The following is a 25,673-nucleotide window of genomic DNA, read 5'->3' as shown; positions in this document are numbered from 1 at the left end:
GCAGATGGGCCACAGTCTTGTGAATTTACCAATCCGTCAGTTGATGCAGTGTATGAGAGACTCCATCTACCCACTGAACCAGCCCCGGGGGACCCTCCTCATGCAAAATCGACTCATTGGCGCCGCCCTGGCACTCGGCCTTGGCGCGTGTGCCTCAACGCCCCCCGCAGAACCCGGCATGGTTGCTGACCCCTATGAGGGCTTCAACCGCCAGATGTTCGCTTTCAATCAGGGCGTGGACCAGTACGCCATTAGCCCGGCGGCCACTGTGTATGAGACCGTAACGCCTGAATTTGCCCGCGATCGGGTCGGCGACTTCCTTGGCAACCTCAAATCTCCGGTTATTTTCGTGAATGACGTGCTTCAGGCTCAGCCAGGACGCGCCAGCGACACGTTTTTCCGCTTCACGATCAACACCACTGTTGGGCTTGTCGGCCTGTGGGATGCAGCCGCCTATTTCGGTCTGGACGGACATAGCGAGGATTTCGGACAGACACTCGCTGTATGGGGCGTCGACGGCGGCCCCTATCTGGTCATGCCCTTCATCGGGCCAACCAATCCGCGTGACCTCGTTGGATCTGGCGTGGACCGCGTGTTCGATCCGCTGACGTGGACCGAATTTGCCGGCCAGCCCGACCTCGATGACCAGATCGCCTTTGGTCGTGGCGTTCTCGGGGGACTGAATGCGCGTGTCGAATTCGACGATCAGATCACAGCGCTTAATGAACAACCGGAACCTTATGTGGCCCTGCGCCGTATTTATTCATCTCAGCGTCAGGCGGCCATTCGTAATGGTAAGCCGGTTGATGACACAGAAGCGTATGATGATCTCCCAGATTTTGACGAATTTGAGGATTAGACAGACGCCGATGACCCAGACAGGAGCAGATTCTTGAGCCGCACGTCCCCTACCCTTTTTGCTTTTGCCGCACTGGCATTGAGCGCCCTGCCAGCCTTTGCGGACGCCAGGACGGAAGCCTATGTCCAGACCAATGCCAGTGAAGTGCTGGCCACGCTCAACGACCCGGCGCTGAATGCCCAGCAGCGTACGGAGACATTCAGCATGTATATGGACAAGTTCGCGGATCTGGATGCGGTATCCAATTTTGCCATCGGCAAGTACAGCCGCCGGTTTACGGAGCAGGAACTGGCCACCTATCGCAAGGCTTTCCGGACTTACGCACTGGCCGTTTACGAGAGCGAACTCGATAAATATCGCGGTGAGGAAGTCGTCGTAAAGGATTCCGTGGACCGATCGGACACCGATTCAATCGTCAACACGGTTATCAAGCGTCAGGACGGCAAGGACATGGATGTGCGCTGGCGCGTCCTCACGCGCAACGGCGAGTACCAGGTTGTCGACGTCGCGCTCAACCTGGATGGTAACCTGATCTGGCTGGGCATCGAACAACGCGCCCAGTTCATCGCCCTGCTCGACCGCGCAAACGGCTCGGCAGATGCCTTAATCACCAAGATCGAAAGCATGACGGCGGACCTGAAGGCCTCCAAGCGGAACTGATCCGTACCGAAATCCAGTCAACTCAAGTCATTTGCCGCCTTTTTTGGCGGCATTTTTTTTGGGATTATGACTATTCCGGCTACAGATCTGGAAGTTTCTGCATCGATCTGTACTGTGCCTTTTTGACCATATGGCCCATTTCCTGCACACGTTCGAGTAGATTTCCAATGTGGATACAAGGTCCAAATGCGCGTTTCCGTCTACAAGGACAAATATCCGACGTCATTTGTGGTGCCCCGAAAGAGCGGGCACGACATTGACAGGCGTATGTTCCTGCCCTTCGACAAGCTGCTCAGCAGCCTGGATGGTGTGGCGCTTCTCGCGCCTTTTCACAATGCCGACCTCGTCCACGCCTTCAACCGGCTGCCGGTAGGCGAAAAAAAATACGTCATATCTTTCGAAAGTCATCTGCCAAGGCGCTTCGGCTTTCAGAACGATAATGCCTACACGAACTGGATGGTAAGCGAACTTGCCAGCCCCCGTTGTCGCCGGATCATCGCGCTGTCACACTATGCACGGCGAGAGTTTCTGTCCCGGGTAAGGGGAACAGATGCCGCCGGGGAGCTTGAAGCGAAACTGTTCGTTCGCCATCCCAATGTCGCCATCGGCCCGAAGGAAGATCCGCTAGCCTATCCGCTCTCACGAGGGCATATGGACGAATTGGTCATCACATTTGTCGGCGGGCACTTCGCACGAAAAGGCGGCTGCGTCGCTGCCCTTCTGGCCAAGAAAGCATACGACGAAAAGCTACCCCTGCGCATACAGACCATTTCGTCGCTCCAGATGGGCGCATCGGTGTGGACCGATCCGACATCTGAAACATTTTTCAAGCCTTATCTTGAATGTCTGAAACTGCCGAACGTCCATCACCAAGACCGCCTGCCAAACGAGGCGGTTCGGCGAATTCTCGGGCGCTCCCATTTTTGCTTTCTGCCAACCTTTGCAGACACGTTCGGCTATTCAATCATTGAGGCCATGGCAGAGCATACGCCTTCCATCGGCACCTCGGTTCAGGCCATTCCTGAATTCCTCAAGGACGGCTTCAACGGTTTGATGCTCCCGCTTGAAGTCGACGCGATCGGCAAGTGGCTCAGGCCGTCCTACGATACGCGGGGTGAAAAATCCTATGAGACACATTTCGCAGAGCAGGTCGAACACCTGGCCGACCATGCGCTGGCGGCCATCCGCCCTTATCTGGACGCCCCCGACAAACTGCTGCCCCTTCGCCGCAACGCACGGCTGACAGCCGAGAAGATGTTCGCTCCGGGCGTGTCCGGCGCCTTTTACGATCCCTTCTATGAACGCGTTGCGGCTGAAAAGCTATCGAGCCGCCCGCAATGCGGTCCGCTTGACGTCTCCTCGCCGACGATTTCCGATATCGCAGACCAGTTCGCGTGACGGCCTGGGCGCAGTCAGGCGGAACACCTGGCCCGCTCACGCTTTCTTATTGCGAAGGCTGCGGGGAAGACGGCGCGATGCCCATGATGACACGACAGATATACACTTGGCTCGCAGGCCTTTGCCTGCTCGCCCTTCTGCCTGCGCTTGAGGTCAGCGCGCAGGAACCTGGCGAACCCCCTCCCCCGCAAATCGTCCAGACAGTCAGCGATGTGCCGGATGATCAGGCGATTGAAAGCCGGATCCAGGCGATCTTCTCGGAAATCGACTCGCTCAAGCGCATTGACGTCGACGTGCGTGAAGGTGTGGTTACCCTGTCCGGCGGCGTGTCGAACTCAGCCGCCGCCATCCGCGCAAGCGAGATTGCAGGGCGGCTCGTTGGTGTCGTGACCGTCGAAGACAAGATCGACCGGACGCTCGACATCGAAGGCAATGTCTCGCCCCTCGTCGACACCCTGAACGCCCGGCTCAGGAGCTATTATCGGGCGCTTCCCCTGCTCGGCCTCGGTCTCGCCCTGTTCCTGGTCATCAGCCTTGCCGGCCACATGCTCGCCAGCTGGATGTGGATGTGGCGCCGCATCCTTCGCAACCCCTTCCTCGCCGAGCTTGTCTCACAGGCCGTGCGTGTCGCCGCCATCGCGATTGCACTCGTCGTCGGCCTCAGCCTGATCGGCGCCAATGCGCTGATGGGCACGATACTTGGCGGCGTAGGCGTGCTCGGCATCGCCGTGGGCTTCGCGGTCCGCGACAGTCTCGAGAACTATATCTCCTCCATCATGCTCAGCCTGCGTCAGCCGTTCCGCGCCAACGAACACGTCATGATCGGGAACCAGGAGGGCAAGGTCGTGCGTCTCACATCGCGCGCGACCGTCCTCATGACGCTGGACGGCAACCATCTGCGCATCCCGAACGCCATGGTCTTCAAGGCCGTGATCCTGAATTACAGCCGCAACCCGGAACGACGCTTCGAGTTCGATCTTGGTGTCGATGCCGAGGACGATCCGGTGGCAGCCATGAAACTGGGGCTCGGTGCGCTGGGCACCCTTCCCTTCGTTCTGAAACAACCGGATGCAACCGCCTTCATCGAGACGGTCGGCGATTCCAACATCGTGCTGCGCTTTCAGGGCTGGGTGGATCAGAGCCGCAGCGATTTCAACAAGGCCCGCGGCCTGGCGATCAGCACGACCAAGGATGCGCTCGAATCCGGGGGCTTCACGCTGCCAGAGCCGATCTATCGGTTGCGCTTTGACTCCGCAGTCGATCCTGAAGCCATCAGCCGCGCAGCCGCCACCGGAAAGGTGCGGCGCAAGCCAGCCGACCCGCCAACACAAGAAGGCATCAAGGCGCAGGACGTGGCGCCAGACAATCACATTGACAAGAAAGTGGATGAAGAGCGGGCCGAAACCACGGAGACCGATCTCCTCGATTCCGGCCGCCCGGTCGAATAATCGTCAGCGCGCGAACTTCTTGAATTTCAGGCGCTTGGGGTTCACCGAATCCTCGCCGAGGCGGCGTTTCTTGTCTTCAAGATAGGACGAGAAATCCCCTTCGAACCATTCGACATGGCTGTTGCCCTCGAAGGCCAGGATGTGCGTGGCCATACGGTCAAGGAACCAGCGGTCGTGCGAGATGATCACGGCGCAGCCGGGGAAATTGTCGAGGCCTTCTTCGAGGGCCTGCAGCGTTTCCACGTCGAGGTCATTGGTCGGTTCATCGAGCAGGAGCAGGTTGTGGCTGCCCTTGAGCATCTTGGCGAGGTGAACGCGGTTGCGCTCTCCGCCTGACAGGAGACCGACCTTCTTTTGCTGGTCGGTGCCCTTGAAGTTGAAGGCGCCGACATAGGCGCGCGACATGACCTGCACACCGCCAAGGTCGATCACGTCCGTGCCGCCGGAGATTTCCTCCCAGACATTCTTGGCCGGGTCGAGCTTGTCGCGGCTCTGGTCGACATAACCGATCTTCACGGTGTCTCCGACGCGCAGGCTGCCCTTGTCGGGCTTCTCCTGGCCGAGGATCATCTTGAACAGGGTCGATTTGCCCGCGCCGTTCGGGCCGATCACGCCGACGATGCCGCCGGGTGGCAGTTTGAAGTCGAGGTCCTCGATCAGCACGTTCTCGCCGAAGGCCTTGCTGAGATCTTCCGCTTCCAGCACGACCCCGCCAAGGCGCGGGCCGGGGGGGATGCGGATCTGCGCTGTCATCACCTGCTCGCGCTCGGCCTTGGAAGCCATTTCCTCATAGGCATTGATACGCGCCTTGGATTTTGCCTGCCGCGCCTTCTGGCCGGAGCGGACCCATTCGAGTTCCTTGGCCAGCGTGCGCTTGCGGCCAGTGTCCTCGCGGGCCTCCTGCTCCATGCGCTTGGCCTTCTGTTCGACCCAGCCGGAATAATTGCCCTGGAAGGGCACGCCGCGGCCACGGTCAAGCTCGAGGATCCAGCTGGTAATGTCGTCCAGGAAGTAGCGGTCGTGAGTGACGAGGATGACGCAGCCGGGGAAATTGATCAGGTAGTTCTGCAGCCAGGCCACCGTCTCGGCGTCGAGATGGTTGGTCGGTTCATCCATCAGGATCATGTCCGGCTTCGACAGCAGCAGCTGGCAGATCGCGACGCGGCGCGCCTCACCACCGGACAGGGCGGAAACGTCAGCATCGTTTTCAGGGCAGCCGAGCGCGGTCAGCGCCATGTCGATCTTGGAATCGATGTCCCAGGCGTCCGCGGCATCAATCTGCTCCTGAAGAGCCGTCATCTGTTCCATCAATTCGTCGGAATAATCCTCGCCCAGTTTCTCGGAGATGGCGTTGAACTGATCGAGCATCTGCTTTTCAGGGCATTTTGAGGCGACGTTCTCAAATACAGTGAGCGTTGGGTCCAGCTTTGGTTCCTGTGGAAGGTAACCGACCTTGATGCCTTCGGCGGCCCAGGCCTCGCCCTGGAAGTCCTTGTCCTCACCGGCCATGATGCGCAGCAGGGTGGACTTACCCGACCCGTTGACCCCGACAACGCCGATCTTGGCATCGGGCAGGAAGTTCAGGTGGATATTCTCGAACACCTTCTTGCCGCCCGGATAGGCCTTAGTCAGGCCTTGCATGTGAAAAACGATTTGAGGACCGGCCATGGCGGGGGTGTTCCTGTGCAAACGGGTATGAGACGCGCTCTACTTGCGCGCGCAGCACGGAAAATCAAGCCGTCATAGGCAATGCTAGTCCGCAAAGCCCCAGCTGATCAGGCCGTCTGCCGAGAGCTTTCCGAGCCAGATGCGATCATGGCTGGGAAATACGGTCAGCTGCGGATTAGTCTGCATCAGGTCGTGTATGGCCCGTATCTGGGTGCGGATGGCGTCCCGGTCCTCGTTCGGATCGAACACGATGAACTGCGTGAAGACGGGCCGCATGGTCAGGTCTTCGATGGATGACATCGACCAGACCGTATCGCCGATCATCAGGTATTCGTGGCCGTTCTGGAGTGTGATGAACAGCAGCTGCGCACCGCGCGTATGGCCCGCCATCGGGATCGCCACCACACCGGGCGCGACCAGCTGGACCGTGCCATCGAGGCGCGGCGGCAGATCGCGCAGGGCAGAAGGCAGTTCACCCGCTGCGAATTGCGGCAGGGCGGCCGTCTGCGGCGCGTTGAGCCACAGCCGCGGGGCGAGCGCGTCCGCGTCCGGATGCCGGGCAATCGCCATCACATGGTCGAGGTGTTCGTGCGTCATCAGGACCCTGTCTGCCCGCAGCATGGAATCGACCAGCGTGCGATAGGCCGCGTCGTCAAACGACCAGTCTTCCGGTGCCTGCACCATGGTTTCAGATGTCGGCCGGTCGAGCGCCCCGCCAATGACAAGCGTGCTGCCGGGAAAGACGATTTGAACGGCATTGTAACTGGTCAGCCACTGGCCGGTGAAAGCGCCCGCGCGGGCTGCGAGCATGGGCGCCGAGTCGTGTCCTATCTCCAGAACGCGAACCTCTGTTGGCAGGTCGCCGTCCGCTTCGCGGATCATGTTGCGCCACTGGTCGATATCCAGAAGGCCCGGCGGCGCCTTGGCAGGCGCCTTGCTGAATCCAGCAAAAAGCCACCACCCGGCCGCGATGATAAACACGGCCAGTGCCGCAACGATTCTGAAGATCCATTTCAGCATGGCGTCTCTCCCCTTTTGTCTCACCCTAGCAGGATCGTGAATAAATTGCAATTTGTTCATTATTCACAGGCATTGTCCGAAGCGCTTGATTTTTCAGATCGAACATCGCCCAATCAGGTGAGGAGACCCGCCATGACCGCACCGCCCGAGCCTGCCAGGCACGCTGATGATGACATGAGCCGCGCGTCAGGCTGGGACGCGCTCCTTGATGACCTGTTCGGGCTCAACGTGCGGGCCCTCAAGTCGATGCGGGCTATAATCGTGTCGCCGCGCGCCGTGTTCGATGCGGCGCGGGACGCGGACTGGCTTGGCAGGTTCACGCCCTCGATACGGCTGGCCTTCACGCTGATCGCCGCCATGGTCTTCCTCCGCTTCCTGTGGGGCGGCGAGGACAGCGCGCTGCACGAGATGACAAAGTCAGGGCTGACCAATCCCGATGTGCTCGGCCGTGGCGACATGGACCAGTTCACGCAGGACTATCTCGGCCTGTGGCTGGTCCTCTTCCCCTTCAGCTATTTTTGTGTCCATGCCCTGCTGGCCCTTCTGCTACGCATCTGGGGCACGGGGACATCCGCGCCGGTGCGGCTTCGTCTGTACTTTGCGGCACTGCTGCCGGGCCTGTTGCTCGGTGTCCTGTCGACCATCGCGATGCCGATGCTGGATGTTGCCCTGTTCGAGCAGACGCTGGTGCCAGCGCTTACCCTGACGGGCCTGATCTATGCGCTGACCGTGTTCAGGGGCCTGCCAGACGCGATGGCCCCCCAGGGCAGGACCTGGCGAAGCATTCTGTTTGGTTGCGTTGCGCTCTGCGGCGATCTCTTTATCGCTGTGTCAACCTTCGTGATCGGCTTTGCCTGGCTGTATGAACGCGGGCCGGTCTAGCGGGCCGTGCAGGCGACCACAGCGGCGTGTTCGTCTTCCGACATAACGCCTTCCAGACGCTCAAGCTCAGCCGCTGCCCCGTCATTGCCGAGACGTTCGGCCATTTTGAACCAGTACCATGCCGCCACGAAATTGACGTCGCCAGCATGGCCGCCGGCATGGGCGATACCGAGATTCAGGGCACACCGGCTGTCGCCGAGGTCAGCGCCCCGCGCCCACCAGGCAAGCGCAGAATCAAAATCCTGCGCGCCACCTGCGCCTGTCATCATCATGGCGCCCAGATGGGTGATGGCGTCGAGATTGCCGTCTTCCGCCGCGAGCAGGAACAGGGTGCGCGCGCGGTCCTCATCACGTTCGCCTCCAAGGCCGTGTACGAGCATGAATCCGAGATTGAAACGGGCAGCCGGCAGGCCGGCCTCGGCCGCCTGGAGATAATACGCCCGGGCGGCGGAAAGATCCTGATGGACCCCGCGCCCATGGTGAAGCAGGTTTCCGAAACTGTTGGCGGCGATGGTGTGACCGGAATTGGCGGCCAGGCGCATCGCCTCGGCGGCCTTGACCAGCGACTCGCCGCTATCGCTGCCGTTCAGCAGCGTCTGGGCCTGTATGTAACTTGCGTTCCCCTCATCCATGGGCGGCACATTAAATCAGGGATTCAACCTGACTAGCCAATAAACACAGTTTCGCCACAAATTTTCAACTCATGAGAGATTCCTGGACACCAGGATGACAGAAACACAATCGGCGCTAGTGTGCGCGCCTGAAAGCGCGGAGACCCGACTTGCCCCACCCCCCTGCAGACCTGACGCTGGAACGCCTGTACGCCTCACCTTCCCTGTCGGGCCCGGCCCCGCGCGGCGTGAAATTTTCGCCGGACGGCCAGCGCGTGACCTTCCTGAAAGGCCGCACCGGCGAGCAGGACCGGCTGGATCTCTGGCAGTTTGACGTCGCGAGCGGCGCGCAGAGCCTGCTGGTCGATTCGCAGCTGCTGCAACCTGTCGACGCAGAATTGTCCGAAGCGGAGAAGGCGCTGCGTGAGCGCAAGCGGATTGCAGGAGCAAAAGGCATTGTCGATTACAGCTGGGGCACGGCGGAGACACTGCTGGTACCGCTGGGGGGCGACCTGTTCTTCGTGACGCTTGGCGCGGGCGAACCGACCGTGCGCCAGCTGACCGACAATGATTCCTTCGAGACCGACGCCAAACTCTCGCCAGGCGGACGCTATGCCAGCTTCGTGCGCGACGGAGCGCTGCATGCGATTGACCTGACCAGCGGAGAGGAGATCCGCCTCTCCCCCGGCGCCGAGCCCGACCGGGCCGTTTCGTATGGCGTCGCCGAATTCGTGGCGCAGGAAGAGATGCATCGTTTCACCGGTTACTGGTGGAGCCCGGACGACCGCTATGTCGCCTATACGCGCGTGGATGAGTCCATGGTCGATATCATACCCCGGTTCGACATTGAGGCGGACAAGGTGACAGTCATCGCGCAGCGCTATCCACGCGCCGGACGGCCAAATGCCGTGGTGGACCTGTTCGTGCGGGACATGGAGACCGGGGAGACGGCCGGCATCAAGTGGCGGAAAGGCGATTGGGGCCCGGCAACGGACCAGTACCTGGCGCGGGTCAACTGGCTGCCGGACGGCGACCTGGTGGTACAATGCGTAAACCGGAGCCAGACACGGCTGTCGCGCACCCTGTTCCATGCACCCGTCTGGAAAGCCGCCGCGATGGGCGAAGAGACGCAAGCCTGCTGGATCAACCTCAGCTCCGACTTCCTCGGCTTTGCCCCCGAGGCCCACGGCGCTGACAGCATGCAGCCCGTGCATGTCCTGACGACGACCGAGGCCTCGGGCTACCGCCATGTTGCGTGCCTGAACCGGCAAGGACAGGCCCATCGGGTCACACAAGGGGACTGGGCCGTCGATGCCGTGCTGGCCTTTCGGGCATCCGACAGCCTCGTCCTGTTCACAGGCTTTCGCGACAGGCCGCTGGAGCGGCACCTTTATGCTGTATCAATTGACGGCGGCGAACCCACACGCATCACCGCGCCGGGCAGGACGTGGGGGATCGTGATGTCGCCGGACGGGCAGTCCTTTGTCGGCACAAGTTCGTCACCGGGCCAGCCGCCACAGGTGGGGCTCTACAGGGCTGACGGATCGCTGATTGCATGGATCGAGGAGAACGCGCTGGACGAGACGCACGCCTATGCGCCCTTCCTTGCCGAGCATGCAGTGCCGGAATTCGGCACGCTGCCGGCCGAGGACGGTCAGGACCTTTATTATTCCATCCTCAAGCCGCCGGGCTTTGATGCGGGGAAACAATATCCGGTAATCGTCGAGGTTTATGGCGGGCCGGGCGTGCAGACCGTGGTGAATGAATGGGGCCGGGTGTCGGACCAGTTCTATGCGCGCGGAGGCTATATCCTGTTCCGGCTCGACAATCGCGGATCAGCCAACCGGGGCAAGGCATTCGAGGACGTGATTCATCGCCGCACGGGCGGACCGGAAGTGCGTGACCAGATGGTGGGCGTCGACTGGCTGAAAAGCCAGCCCTTTGTCGATGCGAGCCGCATTGCCATCCAGGGCTGGTCCTATGGCGGCTACATGACCCTGATGACAATATTGCAGGCGCCGAAAGGCACGTTCGCCGCCGCCGCCGCCGGCGCGCCGGTAACCGATTACCGCCTCTACGACACGTTCTATACTGAACGCTATCTCGACACGCCGCAGGACAATCCGGACGGCTACGAGGCTGGCAGCGTGTTTCCTTATATCGACAGGCTCACAACGCCCCTGCTGCTGATGCACGGCATGGCGGATGACAATGTGACCTTCGACAATACGACACGGCTGATGGCTGCGCTTCAGGATAAAGGCAAGCTGTTCGAGCTGATGACCTATCCCGGCCAGCGCCATGGCATTCGCGGTGAGAAACTGCAGGTGCACCTGATGAAAACGCGCATGGCATTTCTGGAGCGGCATCTGAAGCAATCCGCTATCATCAAAGGCTCACCCTGAGCGAAGCCGAAGGGCGAGCCGGGCTGGCGGAACGAGCATACCGCTCGCGCCCATGCTTCGGCTATGCTCAGGAGGAGCAATCACTTGAGGAAACTTATGATCAAGCCCTGGACCATTCTTGAGAGCCACCAGACCTTCAGGGATAGTTTCCTGTCCGTGCGCACGGACAGGTGCCAGCGCGAGGACGGCCATGTCGTGCCGACCTATCATGTGCTGGAATTCACCGAATGGGTGACGATGATCCCTGTCACCGATGACGGCAATCTCGTGCTGATCCGCGAGTACCGCCATGCGGGCGGCGTCGTGCTGTTGGGCCTGCCCGGCGGTGTGATGGACCCCGGTGAAGCCGACAGGGAGGCGGCCGGCCGGCGTGAGCTGCGGGAGGAGACCGGCTATACCGCGCGCGAGATGATCCCGGTTGGGACCTGCTTTCCGAACCCGGCGGTGCAGAACAACCAATTGCATTATTACCTCGCGACGGGGTGCACGAAGACCCATGCACAGTCGCTGGACGCCAATGAAGAGATCGAAGTGCTGGAAATGCCCTATGCTGATTTCCTCGCCTATGAAGGGCTCGACGTCCAGCATGCGCTTCACGCGGCGGCATTGTTTTACACCGAGCGCTTTTTCAGCAAGCATCCCGGCAAGCGCCCGTAGCGTCAAAGCCAAACGAGGAGACAGGATATGCCCGCTTTCCAGCCGACCGCCGACCAGTTCCGCGCCTTTCGCGACGACCCGCATGATGGTCCGGTCGCGCAGGTCAACCTCTTGAAATTCCGCGCAAAGGCAGAGTATGCCGAGGGCGACCCGGAACATGGCGAGGTGATCAGCGGCGAGGCCGCCTATCAGCGATATTCGGAAGCCTTTTCGGTGGCGGCGGCAGAGGTGGGCGGCTCGACAATGCTGCTGGGCTCTACCGAGCGCTATTTCATCGGCGGCGGCGACTGGGATGCGGTGCTGGTCAATCACTTTCCCACCCGGCAAGCCTTCATCGCCACGCTGAACCACAAGGACTACAAGTCCATGTCGCGCCACCGTGAGGCCGGCCTCCTGTGCCAGGACCTGATCGTGACGCGGCCAAGCTGGGCCAACGGGAAAAAGGTTTGATCCGCCATGATTGACAAGACATCCGCCATCAGCCGCTTGCTGCACCATCGCAGCCAGGGCCTGTCCAAGGGCGAGGCGGTGTCGCTGCCGATCCATGCGACGTCCGTGTTCCACCTGCCGGGCGAGCCGGATGGCAGCCATTTCTATGCCCGCAACGGCAACCCGACCGTCGAGGCGGTGGAGGCGGAGATCGGCATTCTTGAGGGTGCCGACGTGGTCTGCTTCCCGTCCGGCATGGCGGCGATTGCTTCGGTCTTCTATGCCGTACTGCGGCCCGGCGACACGGTGCTGGTGCCGTCGGACGGCTATTACAATGTCCGCAACCTGCTCAGCGCCCAGTTCGCGCCGATGGGCGTGACCGTCTGCACCTGCCCGACTGCCGACATGGCAGAGGCGGATTTCGACGGGTGCAAGCTGGTGCAGATCGAGACGCCGGCCAATCCGGGCCTGGCCGTGTGCGACATTGCCAGAGTGGCCGAACGCGCGAAGGCAGCGGGCGCGCTGGTGATGGTGGACAATACGACCGCCACCCCACTGTGCCAGCAGCCGCTGGACCTTGGCGCCGATGTCTGCGTGCTGTCCGATACCAAGGCGATGGCGGGCCACTCCGACGTGATGTGCGGCCATGTGGCAACGCGCAATGCCGACCTGTACGATGCGGTGAAGGCATGGCGGCGGCTGGCCGGGGCGATTGTCGGGCCGTTCGATGCCTACCTGCTGCACCGGGGGCTTGAGACGCTGGAAGTGCGGCTGGCCCGGATGAACGCGAATGCGCTGGCCGTGGCCGAAGCGGTGATGGGGCACAAGGCCGTGTCGGCCGTGCATTATCCAGGGCTGGGAAATGACCCGTTCCATCAGGTCGCGAAGCGGCAAATGAACGGTTTCGGGCCGATTGTCAGCTTTACACTCGCCAGCCAGGCGAATGCCGAGCGATTCATTGCCGGCTGCCCCCTACTCTCCCCGGCGACGAGCTTTGGCGGGGTCCATTCGAGCGCCGAACGCCGGGCCCGCTGGGGCGATGAAGTACCGGACGGTTTTGTCCGGTTCGCCGCCGGTATCGAGCCCACGGGCGATCTTGTGGCCGCTGTGACACAGGCGCTGGATGCACTGTCCTGAAACGGACCAGTTGCCGTGACATCGCCCTGAATCTGGTATAGTTCTTGCGGATTACGGGCGGGAACCACGCCATGAAACGACTTAGTATAGTACTCTTCTTTGCTCTGGCCGCAGGTCTGGCCTGGGGCTGGTTCAAAATGAACCAGCCTGCTGAGCCGATGGAAATGGCCGAACCGCTGCGCATCGAGCAGGGCGTGGTGATTGGCGGCATTGATCACGACAACCCGGATATCCGGGTTTTCAACGGCCTGCCCTATGCGACCGCGCGGCGCTGGACAGCGCCGGATACCGCGCCGCAATGGGGCGCAATCCCCCGCGATGCCCGCAAGTTCGGTGCAGAATGCCTGCAGCCGCGCGCAGGTCTTGGCGGGTTCGTGAATGACATCGTGGAAGGCGTGGGCCTGCCCTGGTGGAAACGCATGCTGGCCCAGAAATACATCGCGGCGCAGCCAATCCAGCCAGAATCCGAAACCTGCCTTTTCCTGAACGTGCGCAGCGGCAACATGGATGGCAACACACCGGTTCCCGTAATGGTGTGGATCCATGGCGGATCGCACCAGGCCGGTTCGGGCTCCACCGGCATCTATCAGTCGAATGGCCTTGTCGAAAAAGGCGTCGTGCTGGTGACGATCAATTACCGCCTCGGCCCGCTCGGCTACCTGGCCCACCCGGCGCTGACGGAAGCGGATGGTACGTCGGGCAATTACGGCCTGATGGACCAGATGGCAGCCCTTCGATGGGTGCGCAGGAACATCGCAAGCTTTGGCGGCGACCCCCAGAACGTGACCGTGTTCGGCGAAAGCGCAGGTGCTCAGTCCGTGAGCGAACTGATGGCGTCGCCGCTGGCCGTGGGCCTGTTCGACAAGGTCATCCTCGAGAGCGGATCAAGCAGCTATAATGCGATCCATCTGAGGAAGTCCCCCCTGTCGACCGTTCGCAGCGCCGAGGATGTCGGCATGGAATTCCTGTCGACCCTCGCGCCGCCGGCAGCGACCGCCGACACGCTGAGGGCGATCCCGGCGGCCGCGATCATCTCACGCGCGGAAGCCCGCAGCGACCTGACCGGATATTTCCTTCCGAACGTGGATGGCAAAGTGCTGCCGCAAATGATCGGCAAGGCGATCCGCGACGGCGACGCACCGCGCCTGCCCATGCTGGCAGGATACAATGCCGACGAAGGCTCGCTGTTCTACAAGCACATGATGACACCCACCGTGCTGTCCAAGGAGATGACCGGGACGCTGGAGGAACGCGAACAGGCGCTGGCCGATGTCTTCGGGACCAATTCGGCCAAGGCCCTGCAATCGCTCTACGGGATGGAGAGCCTTGAAACCTGGGATACCGGTGCCACCGACATGCTGGGCGACGACATGTTCGGTGTGCACATGCGCTTCATCGGCAGGCACAATGCCGATGCCGGCCAGCCGACATGGATGTACATGTTCTCGCGCACATGGCCGTCAAAGCACCAGACCATCGGCGCTTATCATGCGGCGGAAATTCCGTTCGTGTTCGACAGCCATTCGCCGCTGATGCCGGTATCGCATGCCGACGAAAAACTGACCAACACGATGATGACCTACTGGACGAATTTTGCCCGCACCGGAGATCCGAATGGCGAGGGCGTTCCCGAATGGCCGCGCTACACATCCGAGACGGACAAATGGATCGCGCTGGACTATCCGCTTGAAGTGATCCGCGAGCTGCGCGCCCGCAAGCTGGACATACTGGAAGAGAACTTGAACAACCGGATCGACGCGGTAACCGAGATTATCGCGCCGCGCGACATGGCGCTGCATGATGAGCCCCTACCCGGCCTGGTCGATGAGGAGGCTGTTGCAAATAGCAACTAGGCCTTCAAGATCGGCTTCGTCGAACGCATCGAGCGCGGTCGAATCCACATCGAGAACGGCCGCCAGCCGGCCCTCCGCGTCGAAGACCGGCACGACGATTTCGGAATTCGAAGCCGAATCGCAGGCGATATGCCCCGGAAAGGCATGCACATCAGGCACGATGATCGGTTCACCCGCAGCCGCGACATGGCCGCAGACGCCTTTTCCAAAGGGAATTCGCAGGCAGCCCAGCGTGCCCTGATACGGGCCGACGACCAGTTCGCGGGGTTTCAGCGGATCAACAATGTAGAAACCCGTCCAGAAAAAGCGCGGGGCCATGGCCTGGGCCAGGATGCACGCCGCTGTTGCATAGCGTGCCGTGACGGAGGTTTCACCGGCCACGACGCTGTCGATTTCCACCTTCAGGTCCCGATAGTGTTCAGCCTTGTCCATTTTCCGCCTCATCCTTGCCGTGGAGCGGCTATATCGGGTGGACCGGGCCGCAGGGCAATAGGCCGTTGAAGCGGCGCGCAACCTCTGGAATAGTCGCATCACACTGCGGGCTATGGGGCGCCTGCAGCAGGAGGGACAGGTTTTGCGCTTGCCGGTTTGGATGGGGGCTCTGCTCGCGCTCGCGCTTGCGTCGGTTGCACAGCCGGCCCTTGCGCAAATCCATTCCGATGAAGCCATCGCGCGAACGCCTGACGATGCCTTTGATGACGAGGAATCATTCGACGATTCGCAGGAGCGCTATGGCCCGGAGACGGACCTCGTTGCGGTGGATGCCGCCCATGAAGCCTATCTGAGAAAAGCAGACCTGCAGCTGACGCGTCCGGAATATGACGCGCCGGAAAGAGAGGTCGACCCGCCCAGGCCACCGCCGGACTGGCTGACGGCGATCTTTGAATTTCTCGGCAGGCTTGGGCCGCTGTTCCAGGTCATCTTCTGGGCAGCCATCGTGGTTGCCGCGGCTGGCGTGCTCTACTTCCTGTTTGGCGAGGCGATCCGGGTGCGTTTCGGCAAGTCCGGCAAGGGAAAGGTCGACGACGCGGATGACGTGCTGGTGGACCTGCGTCCGGATGCGCATGCGGCGCGCTCGCTGCTGGAGGAGGCCGACGCGCTGGCGCGGGAGGGCAAGTTTGCCGAGGCTGTCCACCTTTTGCTGTTCCGCTCGATCGACGACATCCAGCAGCGGCTGGAAGGCGGCGTCCCGCGCTCGCTGACCGCGCGGGAGATTGGCGGCCTGCGCAACCTGCCCGAGCGGGCCCGGCGCGCGCTGGGTCCGATCATCGCGATTGTCGAGCACAGTTTCTTCGGCGGGCGGGACGTGGACGCGGCCGGATGGAAAACGGCACGCGACTCCTATGAGCAATTCGCGTTCGGGGAGGCCTGGGCATGAGCGACACACAGACAAACTCTCCCTTCACGACCCGGACAGTCGCCGTGCTGCTGGTCATTGCCATCGTCTCGTTTGGCGCGGTGATGGTGCTGGCCGGCTGGGCACCGGAACTGCGTGACCGTGACCAGGCGGGCGACCATCCGTTTTCGACATCGGCGCTGGGATATAATGGCATCGTGCAGCTGCTGGAGGATCAGGGTTACCCGGTCGAGATATCCCGGCTGGAGCAACGCCTCGCCAGCCGTGACGGGGGCGTGATGGTGGTCACGGTTTCGCCCCGGGGCATGAGCAAGAAGCTGGAAGAAACCCGCCTACAGCCGACGACCCTGATCGTGCTGCCGAAATGGATCGGTCAGACGGACCCGTTCAATGCCAAACGCCAGCGTGACACCCGGTTCATGCAGGCGCGCAATCTGAATGACCTGCTTGGGCAACTGGATATCGAGGGCGAGATCGGCCGAATCGACGTGCCGGCGCACACTGAAACGCCGTTCGGCGACATGGCGCTGAAGCCGGACCTGAAGATGCAGGTGATCCGGTCCGATACGCTGGTGCCGGTTATCGAAGCGGGCGACGGCATGCTGTTGGGCAAGTTCAATGACCGGGACATTTATGTCCTGGCCGACCCTGACATGCTGAACACGTTCGGGCTGGCCGAGCGCGAGAATGCCCGGTTTGCGGTGCAGCTGATGGACTGGCTGCGCTATGAGGATTACGAGCCGATCATATTTGATGCGACGCTGCACGGCTTTGTCCGGTCGGCCAACCTGTTGCAGATGGTGTTCGACATTCCCTTCATCGGCGCGACGCTGGCGGCGCTGGCTTCTGCCTTCCTGCTGGGCTGGGCCGCGCTGGTGCGGTTCGGACCGACCGCCCGCGAAGGGCGTGTGATCGCGCTGGGCAAGCAGGCGCTGGTGGATAATTCAGCCGGCCTGTTCACGATGGCACGGCGCGAGACACGCATGGCGCCCGGCTATCTGGCCATGGTGCGGCGGCGCGTTGCGCGCGACATCGCCGCGCCGAAAACCATGACCGAGGCGCAATTGTCTGCCCTGTTCGACCGGCTCGGGCCGGAGGAGCAATCGGGCAAGACGTTCTCACAAATCGAAAGCGGCCTTCGCGGCCCCTCTGCAAACCGCGAAGAGCTGATGACCAGGGCCCGCGATCTGTATCGCTGGCGACGCGACATTCTCAGGAGAAACACGCATGAACGTAAATGACATCAAGGACCTGGCCAACAGGATCCGCGGCGAGGTGCGCAAGGCTGTGATCGGTCAGGACGCCACCGTGGACATCCTGCTGACGGCGCTGTTTTCATCCGGGCACGTGCTGCTTGAAGGCCCGCCGGGAACGGCGAAAACGCTGCTGGCGCAATGCTTTGCCAAGTCCATCTCGCTGGAGTTCGGGCGTATCCAGTTCACGCCCGACCTGATGCCGGGCGACGTGCTTGGCACCAATCTGTTCAACTTCCAGACCAATGAATTCAGCCTGACCAAGGGGCCGATCTTCACCGACCTGCTGCTGGCCGACGAGATCAACCGGACACCGCCGAAGACGCAGGCCGCGCTGCTGGAAGCGATGCAGGAACGCAAGGTGACGATTGACGGCGACACCTATCGGCTGAACCCGCGCTTCACCGTGATTGCGACTCAGAACCCGATCGAGCAACAGGGCACCTATCCCCTGCCCGAGGCGCAGCTGGACCGGTTCCTGTTCAAGCATACGCTGGACTATCCGAGCCGCGAGGAAGAGTTTGCCATCGTATCCCAGCATGGCACGCGCACCGGCATGAACACGCCCGATTCCTTCGGCATCGTTCCGGCGATCAGCGCACACGAACTGGACGCGGCGGTCGAGGCCGTGGCGCAGACGAAACTGAAGGATGACATCATCTCCTATATCGTGGACCTGATCCGCGCGACGCGGGAGACCCCGGCTCTGGAGACAGGCGCGAGCCCGCGGGCGGCGGCGGCGCTGGCCACGGCGGCCCGGGCGAAGGCGGCGATTGACGGGCGCGACTTCGTGATACCGGATGACGTGAAGACGCTGGCCCTGCCGGCGCTGCGCCACCGGATCCTGCTGTCGCCCGCCGCCGAGATCGAGGGCAAGACGACGGATGAGACACTGGCCGGGATCATCGAACAGACGGCGGCGCCACGGTGATTTCGCCAACGCCCCGCGCGATCTTCCTGATGCTGCTCGGCGTGCCGCTGATGCTGGCCATCGCGCTGATGGCACCGGCCCTGTGGACCGTGTCGGCAGGCTGGATTGTCGGCGTCGGCGCGCTGATCCTGATGGACGCGATGATTGGCGCCTCACTGCGCGCCTTCAAGGTGGACCTTGGGCCGCCAGCGCTGCTGTATGTCGGGGGGAGCGATCCGCTGCCGGTCGTGCTGAGCTTTTCTGACGGGCCGCTGCCGCGGCGCATCCAGGTGCAGCTGGAAACGAATGAGATACTGGAAGACATTCCGGCAAAGGGCCTGCGCGGCTGGGACGGGCGCGAGCGGCCGCATGAATTCACGCTGACGCCGAAGCGGCGGGGCCTTGCGAAACTTGTGCGCCTGTGGAGCCGGTGGACCGGACCGCTGGGCCTGGTGCAGAAACGGCATATTGCAGTGCTTGATCATGGCATTGCCGTGACGCCGAACATCCGCTGGGTGAAGGACGAGGCGATCCGGCTGTTTTCGCGCGACGCGGCCTTCGGCATAAAGACACAGATCGAGCGGGGCGATGGCAGCGAGTTCGATGCGCTGCGGGAATTTTCCAGCGGCATGGACCGGCGGGCCATCGACTGGAAACATTCGGCGCGCCACCGACAATTGCTGGCCAAGGAATTCCGCACCGAGCGCAACCACAATATCGTGTTTGCCTTCGATACCGGGCGGCTGATGAGCGAGCCGCTGGGCGGCGTGCCGAAGATCGACCGGGCGATCAATGCGGGCCTGTTGCTATCCTATGTCTCGCTGCGCCATGGCGACCGGACCATGTTCTACGGTTTTGACTCGCGGCCCGGCCTGACGACCGGGTTCCTGAGCGGGCCGCGCGGCTTTCCAAAGGCGCAGGGCATGGCGGCGAACCTCGACTATTCGACCGAGGAGACCAATTTCACGCTGGCCCTTTCGACGCTGGCCAACCGGCTGGAACGGCGCAGCCTGATCATCATCTTTTCCGACTTCGTCGACACGATTTCTGCCGAGCTGATGCTGGAGAACGTGAAGCGGCTGACCGACCGGCACCTGATCCTGTTTGCGACCTTCGAGGACGAGGTCATGTCGGCGCTGGTCGACGCGCCGCCGGAGACGACCGAGGACGTGACGCGCGCCGTGATTGCCGACGGGATGCTGGCCGAGCGCGATGTCGTGCTGCGCCGGCTGCAGCGGATGGGCGTGCAGATCATCGAGACGAAGCCGGAGGCCTTTGGCGGGGCGCTGATCTCGCGCTACCTGCAGATCAAGCAGAGGGACATGCTATGAGCGATATGCTCAAATCGTATCGCTTCCGGGAGGAGCGCGAGGCGGACTGGCGCAAGCTGGACCTGATCCTGACGCGAGCCGAGAATGGCGGCGTGAACGGGCTGAGCGATGCGGAGATGACCGCCCTGCCCCGGCTGTACCGGCAGGCGGTAAGCTCGCTGTCTGTCGCGAGATCCATCTCGCTGGACCAGAATGTCATCACCTATCTGGAGAGCCTGTGCACGCGGGCCTATTTCTTCGTATACGGCGCGCGGACTTCGCTTGGCGAGCGGATCATGGACTTCCTGCGTCGGGGCTGGCCACAGGCGGTGCGCGGCGCGGTGTGGCCGACCCTGTTATCCTTCCTGTTTTTCTTTGGCGGGATTGGCCTGGCCTTCTTCCTGTGCCTGCAGGACATGGACTGGTTCTGGACCTTCCATAATGAAAGCCTGTTCGACGGACGCAATCCGGATGCCACGGTGGAATATCTGCGCTCGACCATCTACACTGACCCGAACGATCACGGACAGAGCGAGCTGGCCGCATTTTCCGGGTTCCTGTTCAATCATAATGCGCAGATTTCACTGTTCGCCTTTGCGCTGGGCTTTGCCTTCGGCGTGCCGACGGCCTGGCTGCTGCTGTATAATGGCGTGACCATCGGGTCGCTGTATGCGGTGTTCTGGGAGAAGGGCCTCGGATATGAATTCACCGGCTGGCTGATGATCCACGGCGTGACCGAGCTATTCGCCATCACGCTGGCCGGAGCGGCGGGATTCGTGATTGGCGGGGCAGTGGCGTTTCCGGGCCAGAAGACGCGGCTCGCGTCGGCGCGGGCCTCCGGCAAGAAGGCCGCGACGATGGCGATGGGCTGTGTGGTGATGCTGGTGATTGCGGCTTTGCTGGAAGGCTTCGGGCGCCAGATGATCAATTCCGATACGGTGCGCTATGCCATCGCGGTGTCCAGCCTGGTGCTGTGGGGCGGGTATTTCTACCTGCCGCGCCGGGAGCGTGAGCTGTGACCAACACGTCTGCCCCCGCTCGTCCAGGCATCAGCATGGAAGCGGCCGAGCGGCGCCGGGCGCGCCTTGCCGAGCAGATACGCGTCGGCAAGATGACGCGCACGCTGGTGACGCCGGAAGGCGCGGCCATACGGCTGAAGCTGGCCGCGGTGGCCGAGCGGGGCGGCGCATTCATGATTGATGTGGCGATCCAGTGGGCCATTGTGATCGGCACGCTGCTGGGCCTTGCCTTCCTCATGGGCGCGATGGGCATGGATCGGGCGAATTTCGCCTTTGCCTTCTGGATGGTGTTCTACTTCTTTGTCCGCAACTTCTATTACATCTTCTTCGAGATCGGGCGGAAGGCGGCGACGCCTGGCAAGCGGGCGCTGGGCCTGCGCGTGGCGTCGCGCGATGGCGGACGGCTGACGGCGGACGCCGTGCTGGCGCGCAACTTCATGCGCGAAGTGGAACTGGGCCTGCCGTTCCAGTTCCTGATCATGAGCATGGGGAGCGATCAGGTGGGGGCGTGGATGGCGCTGATGGGGCTGGCCTGGTCCGGCGTGTTCCTGTTCTTCCCGGTGTTCAACAAGGACAAGATGCGGGTGGGTGACCTGCTGGCGGGCACGTGGGTGATCAAGGCCCCAAAGGCGCAGCTGATGAGCGACATCGTAACGGCGGTGAAGGCAACCGAGCAGGGCAACCGCTTTGCCTTCACACCGCAGCAGGCAGACGCCTATGGCATTCACGAACTGCATGTCCTGGAGGATGTGCTGCGTCAGTCGACACCGGAGATCAAGCAGCAAGTGGCAGAGCGGATCCGCGCGAAGATCGGCTGGGTGCCGGGACCGGGCGAAACCGAGCTGGCCTTCCTGGAGGCGTATTATGCGGCCCTGCGCAAACGGCTCGAACAGCGCATGTTGCTGGGTGAGCGAAAGAGCGACAAATATGATGTGGGGCGGTAGACCGCCCTTCCCTGATCTCCTGCGTACTCATCCAGAGCGAAGTCGAAGGATAGGGCCCGGGCCGCGCTTGTGGGCAGCGGGGAGGTGACGGCCTGAGAGGCGATACGGTGAGCGTGATGTCTGGTGACCTCAGGTAGAGCAGCCGCCAGGCCATGGCTTTGGCAGGTTTGAGAACGCGCAGGACCGTTGCCGCCGGTCCGCGCGGCAGCGGGATTTCATCGAGACCGAGAATGTGAAGCGCGATGCCGATCAGGCGCGCGTTACGCAGCCAGACTTCTCGCGCGACATGGTCGATGTCCTGTTGGTCGAACGGAAACATGGGGCCAGGCTTGGCGCAGGTTTGCGAGGGTGGGAGAGGTGCGCGTCTCTCCTACAATTTATCCTTCACCCAGTCGCGGGTGAGGAAGCCGTCAATCATGTCGCAGACCAGGCCGAGTTCGACGAGGGCGGACGAGAAACGCTCTGCGTCGACAAGGGGTTTGAAGATGGAGCCGGCTTCGAACTGATTGGGGGCTTCAAGGGCGATGGTCATGTGGCCATCCTCGAACACGCCGCGCAGCTTTCCGCCGGAGAAGTGGCGCTCCAGCGCGATGAGGCGTTCCATCCGGTCGGGTGTCAGCAGGGCGCGGGCCTCGACCTGGTCGGTGGAATAGACGGTGAAGGCCTTGTCGAGTTCGGAGGAGACGAGGCTGACCTTCTGGAGGTCTTTCGCCGCCTTGCCGCGCTTCCACCAGCGCGACCGGGCCATCAGCGTGCGGCCGAGGAAGCGGTCCGGATACTGGACATGGAACAGCATGCCCTGGAATACGGTGCCGCCATTCTTGCCGGAGGTTTCCAGCTTGGCCTCGACGAGGGAGAAGGCCGCGCCGGCGCGGGTGCCCCTTATCAGATCCTCGAAATGGCGGGTATCATGGCCGGGCAGGAGGCTCGCATCCTCCAGCAGGTCATAGGCGGGTGTGGGGCATTCCGGGCCGGTGGCATGGGAGGAGCCGAAGCTGGCGCTGCCGAAGGGCGTGGTGACGCGCGTCTGGCCGCCGCGCCGGCGCTTCCCGGTCTTGCCGCCCGGTGGGCCATGCCGGGCCTGATAGGCGCGGGCCGCCTTGAGCAGGCTGCGATAGTCGGTGACCTTCGAGACATCGGGGGCGAGGGTTTGATAGGTGAAGCCGAAGCATTCGCAGGCCGCGCCGAGAACGAGTTGCTTGGTGGCGGCCTTCATGGCGTAGACGCGCAGCCAGTCCATGCCGGCGATCAGCACGACCGAGAGCGGCACGCCGAAAAACAGGAACAGCATCCAGCCGCCGAAGATGAAGGGGTTCATCAGGCCGAGCACGAGGAGCAGGATGGCCGGGATCATCACGGCGGCGAGGGTTTTGCGCCAGACCTTGCGGATGGTCTCGCGGCGTTCGGCCTCGCGGGCCTGCAGCGCCGGGGCCAGCGATTCGGCCCATATCCGCGGTCCGCTGAAGAATTCCGGCCGCTTGAGGGCGATCGCCTCGAGACTCGGAACCTTTATCGCATTTCCTGCTGCGTCATACTCTATGCGAACCATGGCGCGCCCCCATTTGCCTGAAACCATAGCATTCACAGGCATTTGGTGAACAAAAAATTCACGGTCTGCCTGTTGACGCTGCTCCCGCTGCCCCCTATCTGCGCTGCAGCGTTAGCAGTCTGAGGGAATGAGTGCCAAAGCGCCCCCTTCCCCGGAGTCTGACGCCACAGATTCAACCCCAGAACCTACGTAGAAAAGCGAGAGGCTCAATATGAAACTTCGTCCCCTCCACGACCGTGTTGTCGTGCGCCGCGTCAAGGAAGAAGAAAAGTCCAAGGGCGGGATCATCATTCCCGATACCGCCAAGGAAAAACCACAGGAAGGCGTTATCGTTGCAGTCGGCGCTGGCGCCATTGGCGACGACAATGAGCGCGTTCCGCTCGACGTTAAAGTCAAGGACCGCGTCCTGTTCGGCAAATGGTCCGGCACGGAAGTCACCGTCGACGGCGAAGAGCTGCTCATCATGAAAGAGAGCGACATCATGGGTGTGCTGGAGAAATAGTCTCCCACCCGTCGCAATTTCCTGAATTCCCAAACTATTCAAAGAGGTAACTCAATATGGCTGCCAAACACGTTGTTTTCGGCTCCGAAGCCCGCGAGAAGATGCTGAAGGGCGTCGACGTTCTCGCAAACGCAGTGAAAGTCACGCTCGGCCCCAAAGGCCGTAACGTGGTGATCGAAAAATCCTTCGGCGCACCGCGCTCCACGAAGGACGGCGTCACCGTCGCAAAAGAAATCGAGCTTGAGGACAAGCTGGAGAACATGGGCGCACAAATGCTGCGCGAAGTGGCCTCCAAGGCGAACGATGTTGCCGGTGACGGCACCACGACCGCCACGGTTCTCGCCCAGGCCATCGTTCGCGAAGGCATGAAGCGCGTTGCCGCCGGCATGAACCCGATGGACCTGAAGCGCGGTATCGAGAAAGCCGCTGCCGAAGTCGTCCGCGACCTCGCCCACAGCTCCAAGAAGGTGAAAACCAACGAAGAGATCGCCCAGGTAGGCACGATCTCGGCAAATGGTGACACCGAAGTCGGCGCGATGATCGCTGAAGCCATGGCGAAAGTCGGCAATGAAGGCGTCATCACGGTTGAAGAAGCCAAGTCGCTGGAAACCGAACTGGAAGTCGTCGAAGGCATGCAGTTCGACCGCGGCTACCTGTCGCCCTACTTCGTCACCAATGCCGACAAGATGAATGTCGAGCTGGAAGACGTACTGATCCTGCTTCACGAGTCGAAGCTGTCGAGCCTGCAGCCCATGCTGCCGATCCTCGAATCGGTCGTCCAGTCGCAGAAGCCTCTCCTGATCATCGCCGAAGATGTTGACGGTGAAGCCCTTGCCACGCTGGTCGTGAACAAGCTGCGCGGCGGCCTGAAGATCGCTGCCGTGAAAGCCCCTGGTTTCGGCGATCGCCGCAAGGCCATGCTGCAGGACATCGCTGTCCTGACAGGCGGCCAGGTCATCTCCGAAGACCTCGGCATCAAGCTGGAAAACGTCTCGATGGACATGCTCGGCAAAGCCAAGCGCGTGTCGATCACGAAAGACGACACGACCATCGTTGATGGCGGCGGCAAGAAGAAAGACATCGAAGCACGTGTTGCCCAGATCCGTAACCAGATCGAAGACACGTCGTCGGACTATGACCGTGAGAAACTGCAGGAACGCCTGGCGAAACTCGCTGGCGGTGTTGCCGTGATCAAGGTTGGCGGTGCGACCGAAGTCGAAGTGAAAGAGAAGAAGGACCGTGTCGACGATGCGCTGAACGCAACCCGCGCAGCCGTTGAAGAAGGCATTGTTCCCGGTGGCGGCGTGGCCCTGCTGCGCGCATCGAAGAACATCGATGTGGTCGGCCTGAATGACGACGAAAAAGCCGGTATCGACATCGTCCGCAAGGCGCTGGAAGCACCGATCCGCCAGATCGTCGAGAATGCAGGCGTGGAAGGCTCGGTTGTTGTCAACAACATCCTGTCGAACAAGTCGCGCTCCTACGGCTTCAACGCCCAGACTGAAGAATATGGCGACCTGGTCGTCATGGGCGTCATCGACCCTGTGAAAGTTGTCCGCTCTGCCCTGCAGAACGCGGCCTCTGTCGCAGCCCTGCTGATCACGACGGAAGCGTCGATCTCCGAAGCACCGAAGAAAGATTCGGGCGGCGGCGGCGGCATGCCGGGTGGCATGGGCGGTATGGGTGGCATGGGCGACATGGGCTTCTAGTCCAGGCCTCAAGCCAACCGAAACGAACAGGCGGCCCTCCGGAAACGGGGGGCCGTTTTTTCATTTCAGCCCTGCCGCAAGAGCGACCAATAC

General features: G+C 62.0%; 23 protein-coding genes. 18 read left to right on the top strand and 5 right to left on the bottom strand.

The window, feature by feature from the left end:
- Nucleotides 1–100 precede the first annotated feature (100 nt).
- The 4 genes from ACQ66M_RS15085 to ACQ66M_RS15070 all read left to right on the top strand — a co-directional run bounded on the left by ACQ66M_RS15085 (nt 101) and on the right by ACQ66M_RS15070 (nt 4,365).
- A complete protein-coding gene (locus ACQ66M_RS15085) occupies nt 101–859 on the top strand; it encodes an MlaA family lipoprotein (RefSeq protein WP_350171842.1) in 759 nt (252 codons plus the stop codon).
- 33 nt (nt 860–892) lie between these two features.
- Nucleotides 893–1,519, top strand: coding sequence for an MlaC/ttg2D family ABC transporter substrate-binding protein (locus ACQ66M_RS15080; RefSeq protein ID WP_430404865.1), 627 nt, complete (start codon nt 893–895; stop codon nt 1,517–1,519).
- A 267-nt stretch (nt 1,520–1,786) separates the two neighbouring features.
- Complete coding sequence (locus ACQ66M_RS15075; protein WP_430404863.1) at nt 1,787–2,917, top strand: glycosyltransferase family 4 protein; 1,131 nt, start codon at nt 1,787–1,789, stop codon at nt 2,915–2,917.
- An 86-nt stretch (nt 2,918–3,003) separates the two neighbouring features.
- Nucleotides 3,004–4,365, top strand: coding sequence for a mechanosensitive ion channel domain-containing protein (locus tag ACQ66M_RS15070; protein WP_430404861.1), 1,362 nt, complete (start codon nt 3,004–3,006; stop codon nt 4,363–4,365).
- Between the two features lie 3 nt (nt 4,366–4,368).
- Here ACQ66M_RS15070 and ettA read toward each other — a convergent pair whose 3' ends face one another.
- Both ettA and ACQ66M_RS15060 read right to left on the bottom strand, forming a co-directional pair.
- On the bottom strand, nt 4,369–6,033 hold the full coding sequence (gene ettA, locus ACQ66M_RS15065; RefSeq protein WP_350171834.1) for an energy-dependent translational throttle protein EttA: 1,665 nt from the start codon (nt 6,031–6,033) through the stop codon (nt 4,369–4,371).
- Nucleotides 6,034–6,117: 84 nt separating this feature from the next.
- Complete coding sequence (locus ACQ66M_RS15060) at nt 6,118–7,053, bottom strand: hypothetical protein (protein ID WP_430404859.1); 936 nt, start codon at nt 7,051–7,053, stop codon at nt 6,118–6,120.
- Between the two features lie 132 nt (nt 7,054–7,185).
- On the opposite strand from ACQ66M_RS15060, the gene ACQ66M_RS15055 reads away from it, so the two are divergent.
- A complete protein-coding gene (locus ACQ66M_RS15055; protein WP_430404857.1) occupies nt 7,186–7,935 on the top strand; it encodes a hypothetical protein in 750 nt (249 codons plus the stop codon).
- On the opposite strand, the gene ACQ66M_RS15050 is transcribed toward ACQ66M_RS15055, so the two are convergent.
- Nucleotides 7,932–8,567, bottom strand: a complete 636-nt coding sequence (locus tag ACQ66M_RS15050) for a tetratricopeptide repeat protein (RefSeq protein ID WP_350171828.1) — start codon at nt 8,565–8,567, stop codon at nt 7,932–7,934. The two genes, ACQ66M_RS15055 and ACQ66M_RS15050, sit on opposite strands and share 4 nt — an antisense overlap.
- A 149-nt stretch (nt 8,568–8,716) precedes the next feature.
- Between ACQ66M_RS15050 and ACQ66M_RS15045 the strand changes: the two genes are divergently transcribed.
- The 5 genes from ACQ66M_RS15045 (at nt 8,717) to ACQ66M_RS15025 (ending at nt 15,027) form a co-directional block, all read left to right on the top strand.
- Complete coding sequence (locus tag ACQ66M_RS15045; protein WP_430404855.1) at nt 8,717–10,951, top strand: DPP IV N-terminal domain-containing protein; 2,235 nt, start codon at nt 8,717–8,719, stop codon at nt 10,949–10,951.
- A gap of 84 nt (nt 10,952–11,035) precedes the next feature.
- On the top strand, nt 11,036–11,608 hold the full coding sequence (locus ACQ66M_RS15040) for an NUDIX hydrolase (RefSeq protein WP_430404853.1): 573 nt from the start codon (nt 11,036–11,038) through the stop codon (nt 11,606–11,608).
- 27 nt (nt 11,609–11,635) lie between these two features.
- Nucleotides 11,636–12,058, top strand: a complete 423-nt coding sequence (locus ACQ66M_RS15035; RefSeq protein ID WP_350171822.1) for a DUF1330 domain-containing protein — start codon at nt 11,636–11,638, stop codon at nt 12,056–12,058.
- Between the two features lie 6 nt (nt 12,059–12,064).
- Nucleotides 12,065–13,174, top strand: coding sequence for a cystathionine gamma-lyase (locus ACQ66M_RS15030; RefSeq protein WP_430404851.1), 1,110 nt, complete (start codon nt 12,065–12,067; stop codon nt 13,172–13,174).
- Between the two features lie 71 nt (nt 13,175–13,245).
- On the top strand, nt 13,246–15,027 hold the full coding sequence (locus ACQ66M_RS15025) for a carboxylesterase/lipase family protein (protein WP_350171818.1): 1,782 nt from the start codon (nt 13,246–13,248) through the stop codon (nt 15,025–15,027).
- On the opposite strand, the gene ACQ66M_RS15020 is transcribed toward ACQ66M_RS15025, so the two are convergent.
- Nucleotides 14,983–15,459 (bottom strand): GAF domain-containing protein, encoded by a 477-nt coding sequence (locus ACQ66M_RS15020; RefSeq protein ID WP_350171816.1) that lies wholly within the window; start codon nt 15,457–15,459, stop codon nt 14,983–14,985. The two genes, ACQ66M_RS15025 and ACQ66M_RS15020, sit on opposite strands and share 45 nt — an antisense overlap.
- Before the next feature lie 160 nt (nt 15,460–15,619).
- Here ACQ66M_RS15020 and ACQ66M_RS15015 point away from each other — a divergent pair, with 160 nt between their 5' ends.
- The 6 genes from ACQ66M_RS15015 to ACQ66M_RS14990 are packed head-to-tail and all read left to right on the top strand — an operon-like array spanning nt 15,620 to nt 21,820.
- Nucleotides 15,620–16,405 carry a DUF4129 domain-containing protein gene (locus ACQ66M_RS15015; RefSeq protein ID WP_430404849.1) on the top strand — a complete coding sequence of 262 codons (786 nt, stop codon included), beginning with the start codon at nt 15,620–15,622 and terminating at the stop codon, nt 16,403–16,405.
- A complete protein-coding gene (locus tag ACQ66M_RS15010) occupies nt 16,402–17,625 on the top strand; it encodes a DUF4350 domain-containing protein (RefSeq protein WP_430404847.1) in 1,224 nt (407 codons plus the stop codon). Before ACQ66M_RS15015 ends, ACQ66M_RS15010 begins: the two co-directional genes overlap by 4 nt.
- The gene (locus tag ACQ66M_RS15005) at nt 17,612–18,568 is read left to right on the top strand and encodes an AAA family ATPase (protein WP_350171810.1); all 957 of its coding nucleotides are present in this window, start codon (nt 17,612–17,614) and stop codon (nt 18,566–18,568) included. The genes ACQ66M_RS15010 and ACQ66M_RS15005 overlap by 14 nt, the downstream gene beginning before the upstream one ends.
- The gene (locus ACQ66M_RS15000) at nt 18,565–19,878 is read left to right on the top strand and encodes a DUF58 domain-containing protein (protein WP_350171808.1); all 1,314 of its coding nucleotides are present in this window, start codon (nt 18,565–18,567) and stop codon (nt 19,876–19,878) included. Before ACQ66M_RS15005 ends, ACQ66M_RS15000 begins: the two co-directional genes overlap by 4 nt.
- On the top strand, nt 19,875–20,876 hold the full coding sequence (locus ACQ66M_RS14995; RefSeq protein WP_350171806.1) for a stage II sporulation protein M: 1,002 nt from the start codon (nt 19,875–19,877) through the stop codon (nt 20,874–20,876). Before ACQ66M_RS15000 ends, ACQ66M_RS14995 begins: the two co-directional genes overlap by 4 nt.
- Nucleotides 20,873–21,820: an RDD family protein gene (locus ACQ66M_RS14990; protein ID WP_430404845.1), complete on the top strand. Its 948-nt coding sequence runs from the start codon at nt 20,873–20,875 to the stop codon at nt 21,818–21,820. The genes ACQ66M_RS14995 and ACQ66M_RS14990 overlap by 4 nt, the downstream gene beginning before the upstream one ends.
- Before the next feature lie 370 nt (nt 21,821–22,190).
- Here the strand turns inward: ACQ66M_RS14990 and ACQ66M_RS14985 are convergent, their stop codons facing one another.
- Nucleotides 22,191–23,369, bottom strand: coding sequence for a DUF3137 domain-containing protein (locus tag ACQ66M_RS14985; protein ID WP_350171802.1), 1,179 nt, complete (start codon nt 23,367–23,369; stop codon nt 22,191–22,193).
- A gap of 211 nt (nt 23,370–23,580) precedes the next feature.
- Here ACQ66M_RS14985 and groES point away from each other — a divergent pair, with 211 nt between their 5' ends.
- Together groES and groL are read left to right on the top strand one after the other, a co-directional pair.
- On the top strand, nt 23,581–23,871 hold the full coding sequence (gene groES / locus ACQ66M_RS14980) for a co-chaperone GroES (RefSeq protein ID WP_350171800.1): 291 nt from the start codon (nt 23,581–23,583) through the stop codon (nt 23,869–23,871).
- A 56-nt stretch (nt 23,872–23,927) separates the two neighbouring features.
- Nucleotides 23,928–25,580: a chaperonin GroEL gene (groL, locus tag ACQ66M_RS14975; RefSeq protein ID WP_350171798.1), complete on the top strand. Its 1,653-nt coding sequence runs from the start codon at nt 23,928–23,930 to the stop codon at nt 25,578–25,580.
- The last annotated feature ends 93 nt before the right edge of the window (nt 25,581–25,673 follow it).

This window comes from Hyphomonas sp. (assembly GCF_965284475.1).
GTDB lineage: Bacteria > Pseudomonadota > Alphaproteobacteria > Caulobacterales > Hyphomonadaceae > Hyphomonas.
This window is presented reverse-complemented; position numbering and strand designations above follow the sequence as displayed.